The sequence below is a fragment of the Streptomyces sp. RB17 genome, assembly GCF_009604455.1.
In the GTDB taxonomy this organism is placed as follows: Bacteria; Actinomycetota; Actinomycetes; order Streptomycetales; family Streptomycetaceae; genus Streptomyces.
Genome location: NZ_WEGL01000005.1, coordinates 447614 through 461512 on the forward strand (window position 1 = coordinate 447614; position 13899 = coordinate 461512).

General features: G+C 69.8%; 15 protein-coding genes and 2 pseudogenes. 11 read left to right on the plus strand and 6 right to left on the minus strand.

From position 1 onward, the window contains the following. Positions 1 to 95 precede the first annotated feature (95 nt). Together SRB17_RS23815 and SRB17_RS23820 are read left to right on the plus strand one after the other, a co-directional pair. Positions 96 to 794: an SDR family oxidoreductase gene (locus SRB17_RS23815; protein ID WP_153542000.1), complete on the plus strand. Its 699-nt coding sequence runs from the start codon at positions 96 to 98 to the stop codon at positions 792 to 794. 12 nt (positions 795 to 806) lie between these two features. Continuing rightward, the gene (locus SRB17_RS23820) at positions 807 to 2390 is read left to right on the plus strand and encodes an MFS transporter (protein ID WP_323376155.1); all 1584 of its coding nucleotides are present in this window, start codon (positions 807 to 809) and stop codon (positions 2388 to 2390) included. Between the two features lie 74 nt (positions 2391 to 2464). Here the strand turns inward: SRB17_RS23820 and SRB17_RS23825 are convergent. Both SRB17_RS23825 and SRB17_RS23830 read right to left on the minus strand, forming a co-directional pair. Beyond that, positions 2465 to 3358 (minus strand): annotated as a pseudogene (locus SRB17_RS23825) (phosphorothioated DNA-binding restriction endonuclease). 81 nt (positions 3359 to 3439) lie between these two features. Further along, positions 3440 to 4642, minus strand: a complete 1203-nt coding sequence (locus SRB17_RS23830) for a PP2C family protein-serine/threonine phosphatase (RefSeq protein WP_153542002.1) — start codon at positions 4640 to 4642, stop codon at positions 3440 to 3442. Positions 4643 to 5005: 363 nt separating this feature from the next. On the opposite strand from SRB17_RS23830, the gene SRB17_RS23835 reads away from it, so the two are divergent. Continuing rightward, positions 5006 to 5251 (plus strand): hypothetical protein, encoded by a 246-nt coding sequence (locus SRB17_RS23835; protein ID WP_153542004.1) that lies wholly within the window; start codon positions 5006 to 5008, stop codon positions 5249 to 5251. A gap of 475 nt (positions 5252 to 5726) precedes the next feature. Here the strand turns inward: SRB17_RS23835 and SRB17_RS23840 are convergent, their stop codons facing one another. Further along, positions 5727 to 6221: a hypothetical protein gene (locus SRB17_RS23840; protein WP_153542006.1), complete on the minus strand. Its 495-nt coding sequence runs from the start codon at positions 6219 to 6221 to the stop codon at positions 5727 to 5729. Positions 6222 to 6631: 410 nt separating this feature from the next. Between SRB17_RS23840 and SRB17_RS23845 the strand changes: the two genes are divergently transcribed. From SRB17_RS23845 to SRB17_RS23860, 4 genes are read left to right on the plus strand one after another with little or no spacing between them, the layout of a single operon-like run. Continuing rightward, positions 6632 to 7066, plus strand: a complete 435-nt coding sequence (locus SRB17_RS23845; RefSeq protein ID WP_153542007.1) for an SRPBCC domain-containing protein — start codon at positions 6632 to 6634, stop codon at positions 7064 to 7066. After that, entirely contained in the window at positions 7053 to 7403 is a 351-nt protein-coding gene (locus SRB17_RS23850; RefSeq protein ID WP_153542010.1) for an ArsR/SmtB family transcription factor, read from the plus strand. Before SRB17_RS23845 ends, SRB17_RS23850 begins: the two co-directional genes overlap by 14 nt. A 39-nt stretch (positions 7404 to 7442) precedes the next feature. Beyond that, a complete protein-coding gene (locus SRB17_RS23855) occupies positions 7443 to 8108 on the plus strand; it encodes a DUF2182 domain-containing protein (RefSeq protein ID WP_153542012.1) in 666 nt (221 codons plus the stop codon). A 58-nt stretch (positions 8109 to 8166) separates the two neighbouring features. Further along, on the plus strand, positions 8167 to 8934 hold the full coding sequence (locus SRB17_RS23860) for a DUF899 domain-containing protein (protein ID WP_153542014.1): 768 nt from the start codon (positions 8167 to 8169) through the stop codon (positions 8932 to 8934). A gap of 49 nt (positions 8935 to 8983) precedes the next feature. Here SRB17_RS23860 and SRB17_RS23865 read toward each other — a convergent pair. Continuing rightward, positions 8984 to 9418, minus strand: a pseudogene (locus SRB17_RS23865) (LuxR C-terminal-related transcriptional regulator); the annotation flags it as partial. Positions 9419 to 9465: 47 nt separating this feature from the next. Here SRB17_RS23865 and SRB17_RS23870 point away from each other — a divergent pair. Further along, positions 9466 to 9660, plus strand: a complete 195-nt coding sequence (locus tag SRB17_RS23870) for a response regulator transcription factor (RefSeq protein WP_153542404.1) — start codon at positions 9466 to 9468, stop codon at positions 9658 to 9660. 257 nt (positions 9661 to 9917) lie between these two features. Here SRB17_RS23870 and SRB17_RS23875 read toward each other — a convergent pair whose 3' ends face one another. Then, positions 9918 to 10610 carry a DUF899 domain-containing protein gene (locus SRB17_RS23875; protein WP_153542016.1) on the minus strand — a complete coding sequence of 231 codons (693 nt, stop codon included), beginning with the start codon at positions 10608 to 10610 and terminating at the stop codon, positions 9918 to 9920. Between the two features lie 531 nt (positions 10611 to 11141). Here SRB17_RS23875 and SRB17_RS23880 point away from each other — a divergent pair. After that, complete coding sequence (locus SRB17_RS23880) at positions 11142 to 11729, plus strand: hypothetical protein (protein WP_153542018.1); 588 nt, start codon at positions 11142 to 11144, stop codon at positions 11727 to 11729. Between the two features lie 99 nt (positions 11730 to 11828). Here SRB17_RS23880 and SRB17_RS23885 read toward each other — a convergent pair whose 3' ends face one another. Next, positions 11829 to 12026, minus strand: coding sequence for a hypothetical protein (locus tag SRB17_RS23885; RefSeq protein ID WP_153542020.1), 198 nt, complete (start codon positions 12024 to 12026; stop codon positions 11829 to 11831). A gap of 156 nt (positions 12027 to 12182) precedes the next feature. Between SRB17_RS23885 and SRB17_RS23890 the strand changes: the two genes are divergently transcribed. Then, the gene (locus SRB17_RS23890; RefSeq protein ID WP_153542022.1) at positions 12183 to 12554 is read left to right on the plus strand and encodes a VOC family protein; all 372 of its coding nucleotides are present in this window, start codon (positions 12183 to 12185) and stop codon (positions 12552 to 12554) included. Between the two features lie 149 nt (positions 12555 to 12703). After that, positions 12704 to 13885: a serine hydrolase domain-containing protein gene (locus SRB17_RS23895; RefSeq protein WP_153542024.1), complete on the plus strand. Its 1182-nt coding sequence runs from the start codon at positions 12704 to 12706 to the stop codon at positions 13883 to 13885. Positions 13886 to 13899 lie beyond the last annotated feature (14 nt).

Consider the following 13899-nt stretch of genomic DNA (forward strand, 5'->3'; position numbering starts at 1 on the left):
ACCTGGCTTGCCTCATGCAAAGTCAGCCTATACCTTCGTAGCTGACTTATTCAATCGTAAGTCAGCTACGGTGTGCGCATCCAGAGGGAGGAATCATGGACATCAGCACAGCAACCGTCCTGGTCACCGGGGCCAACCGCGGGCTCGGCAGGGCACTCGCCCAGGAGCTGGTCGCGCGTGGCGCCACGGTGTACGGGGCGGCCCGCCGGCCGGACCAGATCGATCTGCCCGGTGTGAAAGCGATACGGCTCGACGTCACCGACCCCGCCTCCGTCGCCGCGGCTGCCGACGAGGCCCGTGACATCACGGTGCTGATCAACAACGCGGGCAGTTCCACGGGCGCCGATCTGCTGACCGGCAGCTGGGGCGCCGTCCGCCTGGAGATGGAGACCCACTACCTGGGCACCCTCGCCATGATCCGGGCTTTCAGTCCGGTGATCGAGTCCCAGGGCGGAGGCGCCGTCCTCAACATCCTGTCCGCGCTGTCGTGGATCAGCTTTCCCGCCGTCGGCGCCTACGCCGCCGCCAAGTCCGCGGAGTGGAGCCTGACCAACGCGGTTCGCCAGCAGCTCGCACCCCGGGGCATCACCGTGTCCGGACTCCACGTCGGCTACATGGACACCGACATGGCCCGCCATGTCGACGGGCCCAAGACCGACCCGGCGGACGTCGCCCGTGCGGCCATCGACGGCATTGCCTCCGGGGCTGCCGAAATCGTCGTCGACGACCGCAGCCGCCAGGTCCAGGCCGACCTCTCCGGTGGCGTCGCCGCCCTTTACCCGCAGCTCGGCTGAGACGAGGACACCGTGACTTCCACTCCTTCCCCGGCCCCGGGCCGGCTCAAGCCGACCGACCGGCAAACCGGTCTCCGGCCCTCCCCGAACCAGCCCTCCCGGCTCGCCGCCACCGTCACGCTCATCGCCATGTGCCTGGGCGCCATGACGACCTTTCTGCTGATCACCGCATCGGTATCGGCGCTTTCGGCCATCCAGGACGACCTGCACGTCTCGCCGACCGGCCTGGTCTGGATCCCCTCGGCGTACACCCTGCTCGTGGCCAGTCTGGTGATGTCCGCAGGCACCATCGGCAACCTCTACGGCCGCAAGCGCACCTTTGTCACCGGCGCCGCCGTCATGATCATCGGCTCGCTCATCGTCTACGCGGCCGGTTCGGCGGGAGGCGTCATCGCCGGCCAGCTCGTCTCCGGCGTCGGTGGCGCGCTCATCCTGCCCAACAGTCTGGCCATCCTGGGAGCCACGTTCCCCGACCCCCACCGGCGCACCGAAGTCGTCACCATCTGGGCGGCCGCCTCCGGCATCGGACTCGCCGCCGGCCCGCTGATCGCCGGCACACTGCTGGACCACTTCCACTGGAACACGGTCTTCCTGTCGACCGCCGTCCTCGCCGTGGTCACCATGGCCGCCGCCGTCTTCGTCGCCGAATCGCGCGGCCCCGAGGGCAAGCTCGACATCCCCGGCCAGGTCCTGGCCGTCCTGGGCATCGCCGCCCTGGTCTACGCCCTCATCGAAGGCGGACACGACGGCTACAGCAGCCCCCGGATCCTCACCGCCTGGATCATCGCGGCCGCGGCCCTGACCGGTTTCGTCCTCGTCGAGCGCGCCGGCCGCACACCCATGCTGGACATCACCCTGTTCCGGTCGGCGTCCTTCAGCGCCGTCATGTTCGTCGCGGCCATCTCCCTGTTCGGCTTCACCGGGCTGGCCATCCTGTCGGTGCTCTTCTACGAGCGGGTCCAACATCTGTCCGCCCTGGACGTGGGATGGCGGCTGCTGGTCTTCTTCGGCGTCTACGTCATCGTCAGCTACGCGACCGGACGTGTGATCCGCCGCACCGGCTTCAAGCTCCCGCTGACCCTGGGCTTCCTCATCGGAGCCGCCGCCACGGCCGGACTCACCACGCTGGATCCGACCACCCCCTACGCCCGGGTGTGGTGGCTGTACGCGCTCTTCGGAGCCGCGAGCGGGATGGTGGCCGCGCCGAGCACCGCCGCCGCCCTGGTCAGCGTCTCCCACGAACGCGCCGGCATGGCTTCCGGAGCCGTCAACGCCTTCCGCCAGATCGGATCCGTCACCGGCTCCTCCCTCCTCGGTGCACTCCTCGCCAGCCGGCTTCAGTCCCAACTGCCGACACGGCTGGACGCCCACCACGTCCCCCGAGCAGCCTGGCCCGCCGTCGAACACGCCGTCTCCACAGGCAGCGCCGGCCACCGAGCGACCCCGCCGAACGTGACCGTCGCGATCGGCGATGCCTTCACCTCCGGTGTCCACGCCGGCATGACCGTCATCGCCGCCGTGTTCCTGTGCGCGGCCCTCGCCTCAGCCCTGCTGGTACACAACCGACCGCACCACACCACCGTCACGACGAGCTGACGCGTAACGTCCAGGAGCGACGCCGAGAACCGTGGGTTTGCCTGCGCAGCGATTCCGCCGAGGCCGGGACCGTGTCAGGCGGCCGTGGCAGGGCGTGGCTCACCGTGGAAGACCTGACGGGCGTGCCAGTCACGGTGAGCGGCCGCGACGGGGCGTGCGCCGGGCTGTGGGCCGACGAGTGGACGGCCCGCGAGGGCCATGACGTGCTCGCGGGCGGCGTGGCTGTGGCCGACGAAGCGCTGTGAGACCAGGATGCGCTGATCGTCTCCCACTCCGAGGACACCCTTGTCGAAGAGCTTGTGGTGCAGCGAGCACAGACACAGCCCGTTGTCGATCTCGTCGGGACCATCGAACGCCCACCAGCGCACATGGGCGGCCTCCAGCCCTACAGGCACCGCGCCGATCCTGCCGTCCTAACCGCAGAAGGCGCACCGGTACTCGTAGGCGGTCTGCACCAGCTCCCGCATCCGCCGGTCCCGCTGCCTGTGTGCCGCCGAGAGCTGCTCGCTCTGCGCCGGCTCCAGTTCCAGGCCGGCGGCTTCGCACAGTTCGCCGTGGTGGGAGGGTGGGAAGTGCGGGTCGAGCAGCAATCGCGCGATCCTGCCGGGCAGTTGCGGTTCGCGTCGCAGCGCTGCTCACAAGTCCGGCGCCGGCCGCCCGGTGGCACCCGTCTCGCGCAGCTCCCGCACCCCGCTTCCCGGGCTGCCGGGCCCCCGATCGGTGCGCACTTCCCATGCGCCGTCGCTGACCAGGTGGTGAAAGGGGTAAGCGGGCGTGGTCTTGTTCGGAGGGCCGTAGTCGGTGAGCAGTCGTTGCAGGTCCTGCTCCACCGCGCTGTAGCGCAAGCTGCCCTGCGCGTCCTCCTGGAACCGGCCGAGCGCGTACAGGAGCAGCAGCGGCTTGTGCGGAGCGCGCGTCCCGCTCCTGGTCCACTGCCTCAGTCTCGCGGTCCGCTCCAGCCAGTCCATGGCGGCTGATCGCAGACGGGCCATCCCAGGTGCATGACTGGGCGGGACCGGAAAGCCCCAGCGACAGCACGGGTCGAGGGGTCAGGACGGGTCCCCCGGAAGCGGCTTCGAGTCGGAGTCGAGTCGACGGCGGCCGTCGAGGGGGCGGGCCATGGTGTGCGGTCGGTGGAGGTGGTGGGCGCCGTAGCGTTCGATGGCCAGGAGAGCGGCGTCGTCTCCGGGTTCGTGGCCGATGTGGTCCAGGAGGTCGCGATGGATGTGGCGTATCAGGGCTTCGGGTCCGGACGTGGGCGCGGAGGCGGCGCGCTCGGCGAGGGGGTAGAAGGCTCCTTCGGGTGAGCGGGCTTCGGTGACGCCGTCGGTGTAGAGCAGCAGCGTGTCGCCGTCCTCGAAGGTGAAGGGGTCGGCGCGGTGGCTGGGGACGGGCAGTTCGCACATGCCCAAGGGCGGTACGGGGCGTCGTGCATGCAGGACGGTGACCTGGCCGTCGTGCAGCAGCAGGGGCGGAGGGTGGCCGCAGTTGACCATCTCGACCTGCGTGTCGTCGTCGGGGACGTCGAGCAGCAGGGCGGTGATGAAGTGCTCGCCCGGGTCGTGCTCGGTGTCGGCGACGTCCTTCAGATGCCTGCAGACGCTCGCCTCCAGGCCCGCGGCGAACTCGGCCAGGCCGTCGTAGTGGTGCGCGCCCTCGCGGAACGCGCCCAGCACCATGGATGCCTCACCGATGGCGGCCAGTCCCTTGCCGCGGACGTCGCCGATGATCACGCGGGTGCCGCGGTCGGAGCGGGCGATCGCGAACAGGTCGCCGCCAATACGGGTCTCGTCCTCGGCTGCCAGGTACAGCCACGCCACCCGCAGCGGCCCGATCCGGCGGCGTGGTGGTCGCAGCAATACGAGCTGCGCCGTCTCGGCCACCGACCGTGCCCGGTTCAGCTCCCGGCTGCGCCGCTCGCGCACGTGGCAGACGAAGACGACCAAGGCGGACAGCAGGGTCAAGCCAGTGATCTGCGAGAGGTGGTTTGGTGTGGTCAGTCCGCCGTGGAACACGGCGATGAGCACCTGGGCGGCCACAGCCAGTGTTCCGACGAGGGCGGTCAGTTGCGGCCCGGCCAGGGACGCGGTGAGGGCCGGCGCGATCACCAGCAAGGGGCCCAGGTGGACGTCCGGCGGGGAATGGATGTCCACCACGGTGATCACGGCGATCAGCGCAAGGGGGATTGCCACCAGCCTGCGGCCCAGCTGCTGCTCTGGGAGGCGGTCCACCGGCACACGCCCCGCGCCCATACGTATCGGTATACACCCTGTTGCACTGCATGTCCCACAGCGAGATCTTCGACTGGCGCCTGCGCCGCTTCGTGTTTCACTTCACCCGAGGCTCCCAGTACCGGCATGACCATGGGCACTCCCGCCGGCCCTGCGTCTGGACGGTGCCCGCCACCTGCCGGTGCCGGCCGATCTGGAGGACGTCTGGCGCGCTGCGCCGCCATGCCCGAGGCCCTGCCCCGGCGCCGCATGCCCGGCTACGTCCCGCCTCTCGGGATCGTCCGGGAGCAGAGGTAGGGCTGGGCGGTGTCGAAGCCGACCGGGGCTTTTCCCCAGCCGTCCCCCGTCGAGGATGGTGAGGTCGGGGCCGCCGAGGTTGGACCAATGGAGATCGCCATGGACGGTGGACCACTCGATCTGGCCGACGTCGCAGCCTGTGTATTCGGGGACGACTCGGCGGATGTACTCCTCGCGTACGGCGATGCGTTCGGTCGGACCAATGCGGGGATCGCGGCCGAACGGGGCATGACGGAGGGCACCGCCAAAGGACATGTCAGCGCCGTGCTCGACGAACTCGGCGCCGAGCGCGTACGGGCGGGTGAGCGGATCGGACTGCGCGCGAGCCGGTGAACCCCCCGACTTTCGTCAGGCCCAGGACCGCCTCACCGCCGTACCAGCCGTGTCTTGTCGATCGCCTCGAACATCAGGCCGAGGCGCTCGAGGCAGAGCATGTCCGGCTCGGTGGCTCGGGCGGGGCCGTTGATGGACCGCGCGTCGCCCGAGCGGCGGAAAGGATAGCGGTCAGCGGTCCCCCAGCGTGTTTCGCCGCACCTCGTTCATCCGTTCGGCGGACGGAAGCGCCGGGGAGCAGGCCGGCGGCCACGGCGTCGGGAGAGACACCGACGGATGGCGCCCGGACAGTCGTCACCGGGCGGATCGCCTGGTGAACGACAGGACGACCCCCCGGACAGCAGGAGCGCAGGGCCTGCTGTCCGGCTCCGGCAGGCTGCGCAGGGGCGCGCGTACTGTCGGACAATGGTCGACATTGGGGGCCCCGGCCCGATTCCGGCGGGCCGGGGCCCCGCATCATGGAGGCGGCGCCGGACTAGTCCCAGTCGCCGCCGTGGTGCCGGACCACGCGGAAGCTGGCCACCACGCCGCGCCTGACGTCGACCTCGTGGGTGGGGCACGGGCGCACACCGTCCGCGGAGCTGTGCGGACCGACGGTGGCGATGGGAGCGCCGTTGTCGCAGACCGCACCGCGGAAGACCTCGACGGTCTTGCGCGTGTCGTTGCGGATGTTCAGCGTCCTGGCGCCCAGGCCGCTGACCACGGTGATGCAGTCGCCCGGGTGGGCGGAGTACGACCGCTCGTTGATCAGGATCCGGCCCCAGTCACCCTCACGACCCTGGCGACCCCCACGGCCCTCGTTGCCCTTGCCCTGCCCGGAGAAGCCGTCGCCAGGCGCCGCGGCAGCGACGGCAGGGGCCGACTGGGGCACCGGGGCGGAGGCCGCCGATGCGTAGGTGATGCCGGTCGCGGCCAGCGCTGCGGCGGCCGCGAGACCCGCGGTGACCACGGTGGAACGGGGGACCTTCATATCGCTTCTCCTGTCTGCTGTCTCAGAGATACCGGCCCGTCAGCCGGTCGTGATCAAAATTACCTACAGCAGACATACCAGTCATATTGAATTACCGGAATCGGGCGCCGATCGGGCTATTTCCGGCCCCACCCACCGCGTGTCCGGAGGCCTCATCGAGCGTCAAGTCCCGGATGCACAAAGCAGATTGATGCGACATTAGCCCTTTTGGTTGATCTCCTGATGCCTGCTCACCTCGCACACCACCGCGTGTCGCTACACCAGAAGAGGTCGAGTCGTGTGTTACGGGCTCCGGTCGCGCCGCATCGAGAAGCCGTGCCCACCGGCGCGGAACACACCCTTCGGTTGACGCAACCGATTGGTTGCCATAGCATCGCAATCAAGTGGTTGCTATATCCGTGGAGGCAGACATGGCATTCCCTGATCGCATCGAGCGGACCGTCGAGATCGCCCACCCGCCGGCCAAAGTGTGGGCGGCGCTCACCACCGCCGAAGGACTGAGTGCCTGGTTCGGCAACGAGGCCGGGATCGATCTCCGGCCCGGCGGCTCGGCCTGGATGAAGTGGGAGGGCGGCCACACCGCCGACATGCGGGTGGAACGGGTGGAGGAGCCGACGGTGTTCGGCTTCACCTGGCGCATGGCCGAACTGCCCGAGGACGATCCGCGCCGCACCTACGTGGAGTTCACGCTCGAACCGGTCAGCACCGGCACCCGCCTGACAGTGGTCGAGACCGGCTTCGCCCAGCTGACGGACGAGGTCCACCGCAAGGAGTACGACGGCCACACCGAGGGCTGGGCGCGCGAACTGGGCGAACTGGTCGACCACCTCGATGCCGCAGCCTGACGTCGAGGCGGTCGCCGAACAGGTCTTCGCCGCCCTGGCCGACCCGACCCGGCGCGCCATCCTGGCCGCGCTGGCGTCCGGGGGGCCGGCGACGGCCACGGACCTGGCCGGACGGCTGCCGATCACACGTCAGGCCATCGCCAAACACCTGGCCCTGCTCGCCGACGCCGGCCTGGTGACGGCCGAACCGGGTGAGCGGCGCCGGGTGCGGTACCGGCTGCGGTCCGCGCCGATGCAGGTGGCGCAGCAGTTCCTGGCCGCGCTGGCTCGTGACTGGGACAGCCGGCTCGGTGCACTGAGAGATCACCTCGATGAGCAGGCGCGCGGATCCGAGTGACCAGGACCGCCGCCCGACACACCGGAGGGAGGACGGACGGTGAACGTGGACATACGGCGCCCGGCCGCGCCGGCGATGGTGCCGGCGGTGACGCTGGGGCTCGCCGCGGCATGCTGGGCGGCCGCGGTCCGGCTGATGCACGGCATGGACATGGGTGTCGCGACCAGGCCCGGGGCATTCGGGTTCTTCACCGCGACATGGATGACCATGATGGCGGCGATGATGCTGCCGGGTGCTGCCCCCGCGGTCGCCAGGCACGTCCGCCTGGTCGGCAGGGTCCGTGGCGCGCTGCCGTTGGCCGGGGGCTACCTCGCCGTCTGGGTACTCGCAGGTGTCGTGGCGTACGCACTGGACCGGCCCCACGGATCGTCGGCCGCCGGCGCCATGGTGATCGCCGCGGGTGCCTACGAGCTGACGCCGGTCAAGCGGTACTTCCGGCGGCGCTGCCACGACGTCGCCGGTTCCGGGCTGCGGTTCGGGCTGTACTGCACCGGATCGAGCATCGGGCTGATGGCGATGCTGGTGGCGCTCGGCGTGATGAGTGTGGTGTGGATGTCCTTGGTCGCCGCCCTCGCATCCGTCCAGAAGCTGCTGCCCGGGAAGACCGCGGTCGATGTTCCGCTCGCGCTGGCGATCGTGGGGCTCGGCCTCGTGATCGTCTTCGCGCCCTCCCTGGTCCCCGGGCTCACGCCGACGGCGATGTAGCGACGCAACGAAGGTAAAACACGACAAGGTAGGACAGGGCAAGCAAGGAGACGGACAAATGACCGGTCACAAGACGGGGACACGCGAGGAGTGGCTCGCCGCGAGGCTGGAGCTCCTGGACGAGGAGAAGGAGCTCACCCGGCGCGGCGACGAACTGGCCCGGCGACGGCAGGAGCTGCCCTGGGTCCGGGTGGACAAGGACTACCGCTTCGAGACCGACGAGGGAACGGCGTCGCTCGCCGACCTGTTCCAGGGACGCTCACAGCTGCTCGTCTACCACTTCATGTTCGGGCCCGACTACGCCGCCGGATGCCCGTCCTGCTCGGCGATCGCCGACGGCTTCAACGGCTCCGTGGTCCATCTCGCCCACCACGACGTCATGTTCTGGGCAGTGTCACGAGCCCCGTTCGCCAAGCTCCAGGCGTACCGGGAGCGGATGGGCTGGACCTTCCCGTGGGCGTCGTCCTACGGCAGTGACTTCAACTTCGACTTCGGGGTGGCGCACACCAGAAAGGAGTGGGAGGCGGGAGTCGTCGCGTACAACTTCGGTGAGGAGGACATGCGGCCGGCGACGGACGACGAGCGGAGCTCCCGCGACGCCTTCACCCGGTCGATCGTCGGTACGGACTGGGAGACCTACCGGCGAGAGGGCCCCGGTGTGAGCGCGTTCGCGCTGCAGGACGGCGTCGTCCACCACACCTACTCGGCATACGCGCGCGGGCTGGACGCGCTGTGGGGCATGTACCAGTGGCTCGACCGCGCGCCTCTCGGCCGTAACGAGACCGGCTTCTGGTGGCGTCGCCACGACGAGTACGACCACCAGTGACCGGGGTCGGCCGAGGCCCGACCACGGCGCGCCGCACCGGCGCGTCGCGCTACGGCGACGACACGGTCAGGCCGCTGCGGTGGGCGAAGACGACGAGTTGAGCGCGGTCACGGGCGCCGACCTTGGCCATGGCGCGGTTGACGTGGGTCTTGACGGTTGCGGGGCTGAGGACGAGCCGGGCGGCGATCTCGTCGTTGGACAGCCCGGTCGCCACCAGCGCGGTGATCTGCCGTTCGCGCTCGGTGAGCGCCTCCAGCCCGCGGCGGGCCGCCTCGTCCAGGAGACCCGGGACCGCCGGGGTGGCGAGGAAGCGGCTGATGAGGGTTCTGGTCGCGGCGGGAGACAGCAGTGCGTCGCCGCGGCTGACCGTGCGGATGGCCTGCAGCAGTTCCTCCGCGTCGGCGCCCTTGCCCAGGAAGCCGCTGGCACCGGCGCGCAGCGCCTCGAAGACGTACTCGTCGATCTCGAAGGTGGTCAGGATCACTTCACTCCGGCGAGGTCACACAGCCGGCCGATGCGGACAGCCTCCGCCTGACCGAGGCCCTCACCGCACGCCGGCGAGACATCCTCCGCCTCCTCGCCCACGGCCTGTCGAACGGCGCCATCGCCTCCGAACTGGGTCTGACGGAGGGCACCGTCAAAGGGCACGTCACCCAGATCCTGGAACGCCTGGGAGCCGCCAACCGCGTGGAAGCGGCGCGCATTGCCTTCCGCGCGGGATGGTGACGCGACCGTGCGAACGCGGAACAGGACTCGGCCGGCCCCGAGCAACTGGGTGCCGCCCGGACATCCCCTGCCGCAGGCCGCCGGACACCCGGATCCCACCCGGGAGTTCACTCGGGTTCACCCTGAGCAGGCATCGGACATCGGCCGCTGCCGCGGGTACGGAGCAGAGAGGCCGCCGAGCGGCCCGCAACGGTGATCTTCCTGGCCGTGATGTCGGCGGCCGCAATTTCTTCAACCGGATCAACCGGTCGGCGGGTCTAGCTGTGCTGCCCCGGGCCGTAGAGTCCCGCGATGTCCTCGGAGGAGCTCCACCGGCTGTAGGTCGGATCCTGTGGCCAGCCGTCGGGCGAGTCCTGCCATTCCTCCTGCCGTCCGTACGGCAACAGGTCGATGAGCGCGAAGGTGTGACTGAGCTGCTCGACGCCCCGGCCGTTGGTGTGCCAGGTCCGGTAGACGGTGTCGCCGTCACGCAGGAAGACGTTGACGGCGAATCCACCCCCGGGAGGTGCGCCGACGTCGCTGCCGAACGGGCTGTCGGCCGTGGAGTACCAGGTCATGCGATTCCCGACGCGCCGCTTGTAAGCGAGTGCCTCGTCGATCGGCCCCTGGGTGACGATGACGAACCGGGCGTCATAGGCGTCCAGGAACTCCAGGCGGGTGAACTGCGAGGTGAAGCCGGTGCAGCCCGGGCACTGCCACTGCTTGCCGGGGAACCACATGTGGTTGTAGACGATCAGCTGCCTGCTGCCTTCGAAGACGTCCACCAGCCGGACCGGTCCCTTCTCACCCTCGAGGATGTACTCGGGCATCCGGACCATGGGCAGGCGGCGGCGCTGGGCGGCGATCGCGTCCAGTTCTCGGGTCGCGGCCTTCTCCCGGACGCGCAGGGCCTCGAGCTCTCGTCGCCAGGTTTCACCGTCGACGACGGGCGGAAGTGCGTTGGTGCTCATGATCCCTCACTGTCGTGTGTGCAGCGTGCGGTGTTCAGGTGTAGACCCCGCCCAGCCGCAGAACTCATCGGCGGCCGGTCTTCGTGATCAGAGGATCCGGATCGAGAACGCCGTGTTCGGCTTCGCCTGTGCGGTCTGCTGGACGCGGCCCTTGGCAGCGCCATTCCCACGGTGCCGGGCCCCCTCCCCATGGCTCGGACTGCCTGGGCGACCGTCAGGACCCACGCGGGCACCGCGATCAGGGCGGGCGCGAAGACGGAGGTCGGGGCGAAGCGCATCGGCCGGTCCTCCTGCGGACAAGAACAGGGGACCACGCGTCCACCTGCGCCGCGAGCCACGTCCTCGGTGCAGCAGGGCGGGCCGGCACGCCGACGGCAACGGCTCTTGCCATGATCCGCTTGGCCGGGTGGGCGGGACCCTGTGGCGTGGGGAGTCGCGGGCCAGGCCGGTGGTGGGAGGCCGGAATGGATCGGGCTCTGCGGTCGCTGTTTTGCTGGGAGGGGCATCAGCTGCTGGAAGGAACGGGCAAGGATGAGCGAGCAGAGGGACCCCACTGTCCCCGCCGGTGTGACAGCCGGCGTCTTCTCGCCGGACGGTGCCGCGCTGCGCCGCCGCTATCGGCGGGCTCTTCGGCAGCTGGGGCTCTGCGTGCTGTTGCTCGTGCCGTGGACGGTGTACCTGGGGCTGTCACTGCCGGATCGCTTCGAGGCTCGGTACTGGCCCATGGTGTGGGTCGGCTTCGATGTGATGCTGCTGACGTCGTTGGCCTGCGCGGGAGTGGCGGTGTGGCTGAGGCGGCAGGTCATGGTCCCGATGTCCTACGTGGCGGCCACGCTGCTGATATGCGACGCCTGGTTCGACGTCTCCTTGGACTGGGGAAGACCTGATGTGTGGGGGAGCGTCGTCACGGCCGTACTCGTTGAGCTGCCTCTCGCCGCCCTGCTCATAGTGCGGGCGCGACGTGTGCTCAAGGTGTCGGCCCGGCTGGCCTGGCAGCGGCTCGGCCTCCCGGGAGAACCCCCGCCCCTGCACAGAATGCCGCTGTTCGTCGACTTCGCATCAGGGCCCGGCGGCAACGAGGCTGGTTCGGCACGGGGCGGTCGGACGTCGGGCCCGTAGCGGCGCGCCGGGCGCTGACGGTGCCTCGTCCGCCCGGAGATCACCAGGGGGCACCGCGCGCGCCGCCTCCCGCGTGGCATGAACCGCTCACCGTCAGTTTCAGCGTTGCCGCCCCGTGGCGTGCAGTGCCGCCCAACCTTGCGATCGCTGACCCCGCCAGTACGGGTGGAACAGCACCTGTGCCGACAGGTGGACCAGTCGCCGCCGAAGCGTCGTGCGCGGGCGCACGGCGAGCTCCCGGTAGGTGGCGTGCCACTGCTCCTGTGCGTGGGCAAGGTCGTCGGGAATCGGGCTCATGGCCAAATTCAATCATGTGTTCGATTTCCTTCGCATCCTGAAGCGGCCGTGGCCTCGGGCTGGAGACATGCCGCCGCTGGTCGGTGTCCCGCTCAACCGCGGACCGGCGCCCCTAGGGTGTTCACGCGGAAGTCCACCGATCGGCCCGGAGTCGCCATGCCCCCGCAGATGAAGTTGGTTGCGATAACGCTCGATTGCCCTGATCCGCCGGTTCTGGCGGCGTTCTATCAGCAGGCCACCGGCCTTGAACCGCACCCGAAGTCGGACGCCGACTTCGCGGGCCTCAACGGTGAGCACGGACTCTTCATCGGCTTTCAGCGGGTCGACGACTACCTGGCCCCGAGCTGGCCCGACCCCATCGTTCCCCAGCAGCTTCACATCTGCTTCAAGGTCGAGGACGACCTCGACGTGGCTGAGGCCCGGTTGCTGGAGCTGGGTGCGGGCAAGCCGGATCACCAGCCTCACGGGGACCACGCACGGGTCCTCACCGATCCGGCTGGGCATCCCTTCTGCATCAGCACACGCTGACTGCGAGCACATGGTCGGGCACCGGGGCACGGCATTGGCAGGTGAGTTGCACATCGTTCGCTGGGAGGTCGTGTTGCGGACGTGCAGCCGATGACTTTCCGCCGCCCTGGGAGTCGTACCGCGAGACAACCACGACCGGAAGGCCACCGATGAACGCGCTGCACGACACCCTGCACCGGTACGTCGAGCAGGGGAAGGTGCCGGGAGCCCTCGGCCTCGTCGCCCGCGGCGACGCTGTCGAGGTGGTGTCCGCCGGCTCGGTGGACACCCACGGCACGGCCCCGATGGCGAGGGACACGATCTTCCGTATCGCGTCCATCACCAAGCCCATCACAGCGGCGGCGGTCCTGATGCTGGTGGAAGAAGGGCGACTCGCCCTGGACGCTCCGGTCGAGGAGTGGCTGCCGGAGTTGGCGAAGCCGAGCGTGGTGCGCACCCTCGACTCCCCGGTCGCGGACGTCGTTCCGGCCACCCGCCCGATCACGGTGGAGCACCTGCTCAGCTCCCGCACCGGCTGGGGCTTCCCCGCCGACTTCTCCCTGCCTGCGGTGCAGTCCCTGTTCACGGTGCAGAAGGACGGCCGCGCCCTGCAGGACTGGCCGGACGCGGACACCTGGTTGAGCCTGCTCGCGCAGGTGCCGATGCTGCACCAGCCGGGAGACGCCTGGCTGTACGGCACCTCCTCCGACCTCCAGGGGATCCTGGTCGCCCGGGCGTCGGGCCGTACGTTCCCGGACTTCCTCGCGGAACGGATCTTCGAGCCGCTGGGCATGGAGGACACGGCCTTCGAGGTCCCCGAGCCGAAACGGCACCGCTTCACCTCCTCCTACGCCGCGACCCCCGAGGGAACCCTGGAACTGACCGACACCCCCGACGGCCAGTGGAGCAGCCTCCCGCGCTTCCACTCGGGCGGTGGCGGTCTGGTCTCCACGGCCGACGACTGGCTGGCCTTCGCCCGCATGCTGCTGAACGCGGGCGAGAGCAACGGCCACCGCCTCCTCAGCCCCGCCTCGGTCAGCCGCATGACCACCAACCACCTCACGGCCGAACAGCGCGCCGACGCCACGCTCTTCCTGGAGGGCCAGGGCTGGGGATACGGCGGCCAGGTCGACGTCACCCCGGCCGACCCCTGGAACGTCCCCGGCCGCTACGGCTGGGTGGGCGGCACGGGGACGACGGCACATGTCGTCCCGTCCACGGGAACGGTCGCGATCCTCCTGACGCAGGTGGCGATGGAAAACCCGACACCGACGCCGCTGATGCGGGACTTCTGGAGGAGTGCGGCGATCTCCGGCACCAGCTGCACGCCTGCAGCGACCTCAGGCTCATGATCACGTGATCGACG

Coding starts and splice junctions, on each gene's coding strand:
- SRB17_RS23860 (WP_153542014.1), top strand. CDS start 8,167: ATGACCGGTCACAAGACGGGGACACGCGAGGAGTGGCTCGCCGCGAGG.
- SRB17_RS23840 (WP_153542006.1), bottom strand. CDS start 6,221: ATGAAGGTCCCCCGTTCCACCGTGGTCACCGCGGGTCTCGCGGCCGCC.
- SRB17_RS23815 (WP_153542000.1), top strand. CDS start 96: ATGGACATCAGCACAGCAACCGTCCTGGTCACCGGGGCCAACCGCGGG.
- SRB17_RS23830 (WP_153542002.1), bottom strand. CDS start 4,642: ATGGGCGCGGGGCGTGTGCCGGTGGACCGCCTCCCAGAGCAGCAGCTG.
- SRB17_RS23850 (WP_153542010.1), top strand. CDS start 7,053: ATGCCGCAGCCTGACGTCGAGGCGGTCGCCGAACAGGTCTTCGCCGCC.
- SRB17_RS23835 (WP_153542004.1), top strand. CDS start 5,006: ATGGAGATCGCCATGGACGGTGGACCACTCGATCTGGCCGACGTCGCA.
- SRB17_RS23880 (WP_153542018.1), top strand. CDS start 11,142: ATGAGCGAGCAGAGGGACCCCACTGTCCCCGCCGGTGTGACAGCCGGC.
- SRB17_RS23890 (WP_153542022.1), top strand. CDS start 12,183: ATGCCCCCGCAGATGAAGTTGGTTGCGATAACGCTCGATTGCCCTGAT.
- SRB17_RS23885 (WP_153542020.1), bottom strand. CDS start 12,026: ATGAGCCCGATTCCCGACGACCTTGCCCACGCACAGGAGCAGTGGCAC.
- SRB17_RS23845 (WP_153542007.1), top strand. CDS start 6,632: ATGGCATTCCCTGATCGCATCGAGCGGACCGTCGAGATCGCCCACCCG.
- SRB17_RS23895 (WP_153542024.1), top strand. CDS start 12,704: ATGAACGCGCTGCACGACACCCTGCACCGGTACGTCGAGCAGGGGAAG.
- SRB17_RS23875 (WP_153542016.1), bottom strand. CDS start 10,610: ATGAGCACCAACGCACTTCCGCCCGTCGTCGACGGTGAAACCTGGCGA.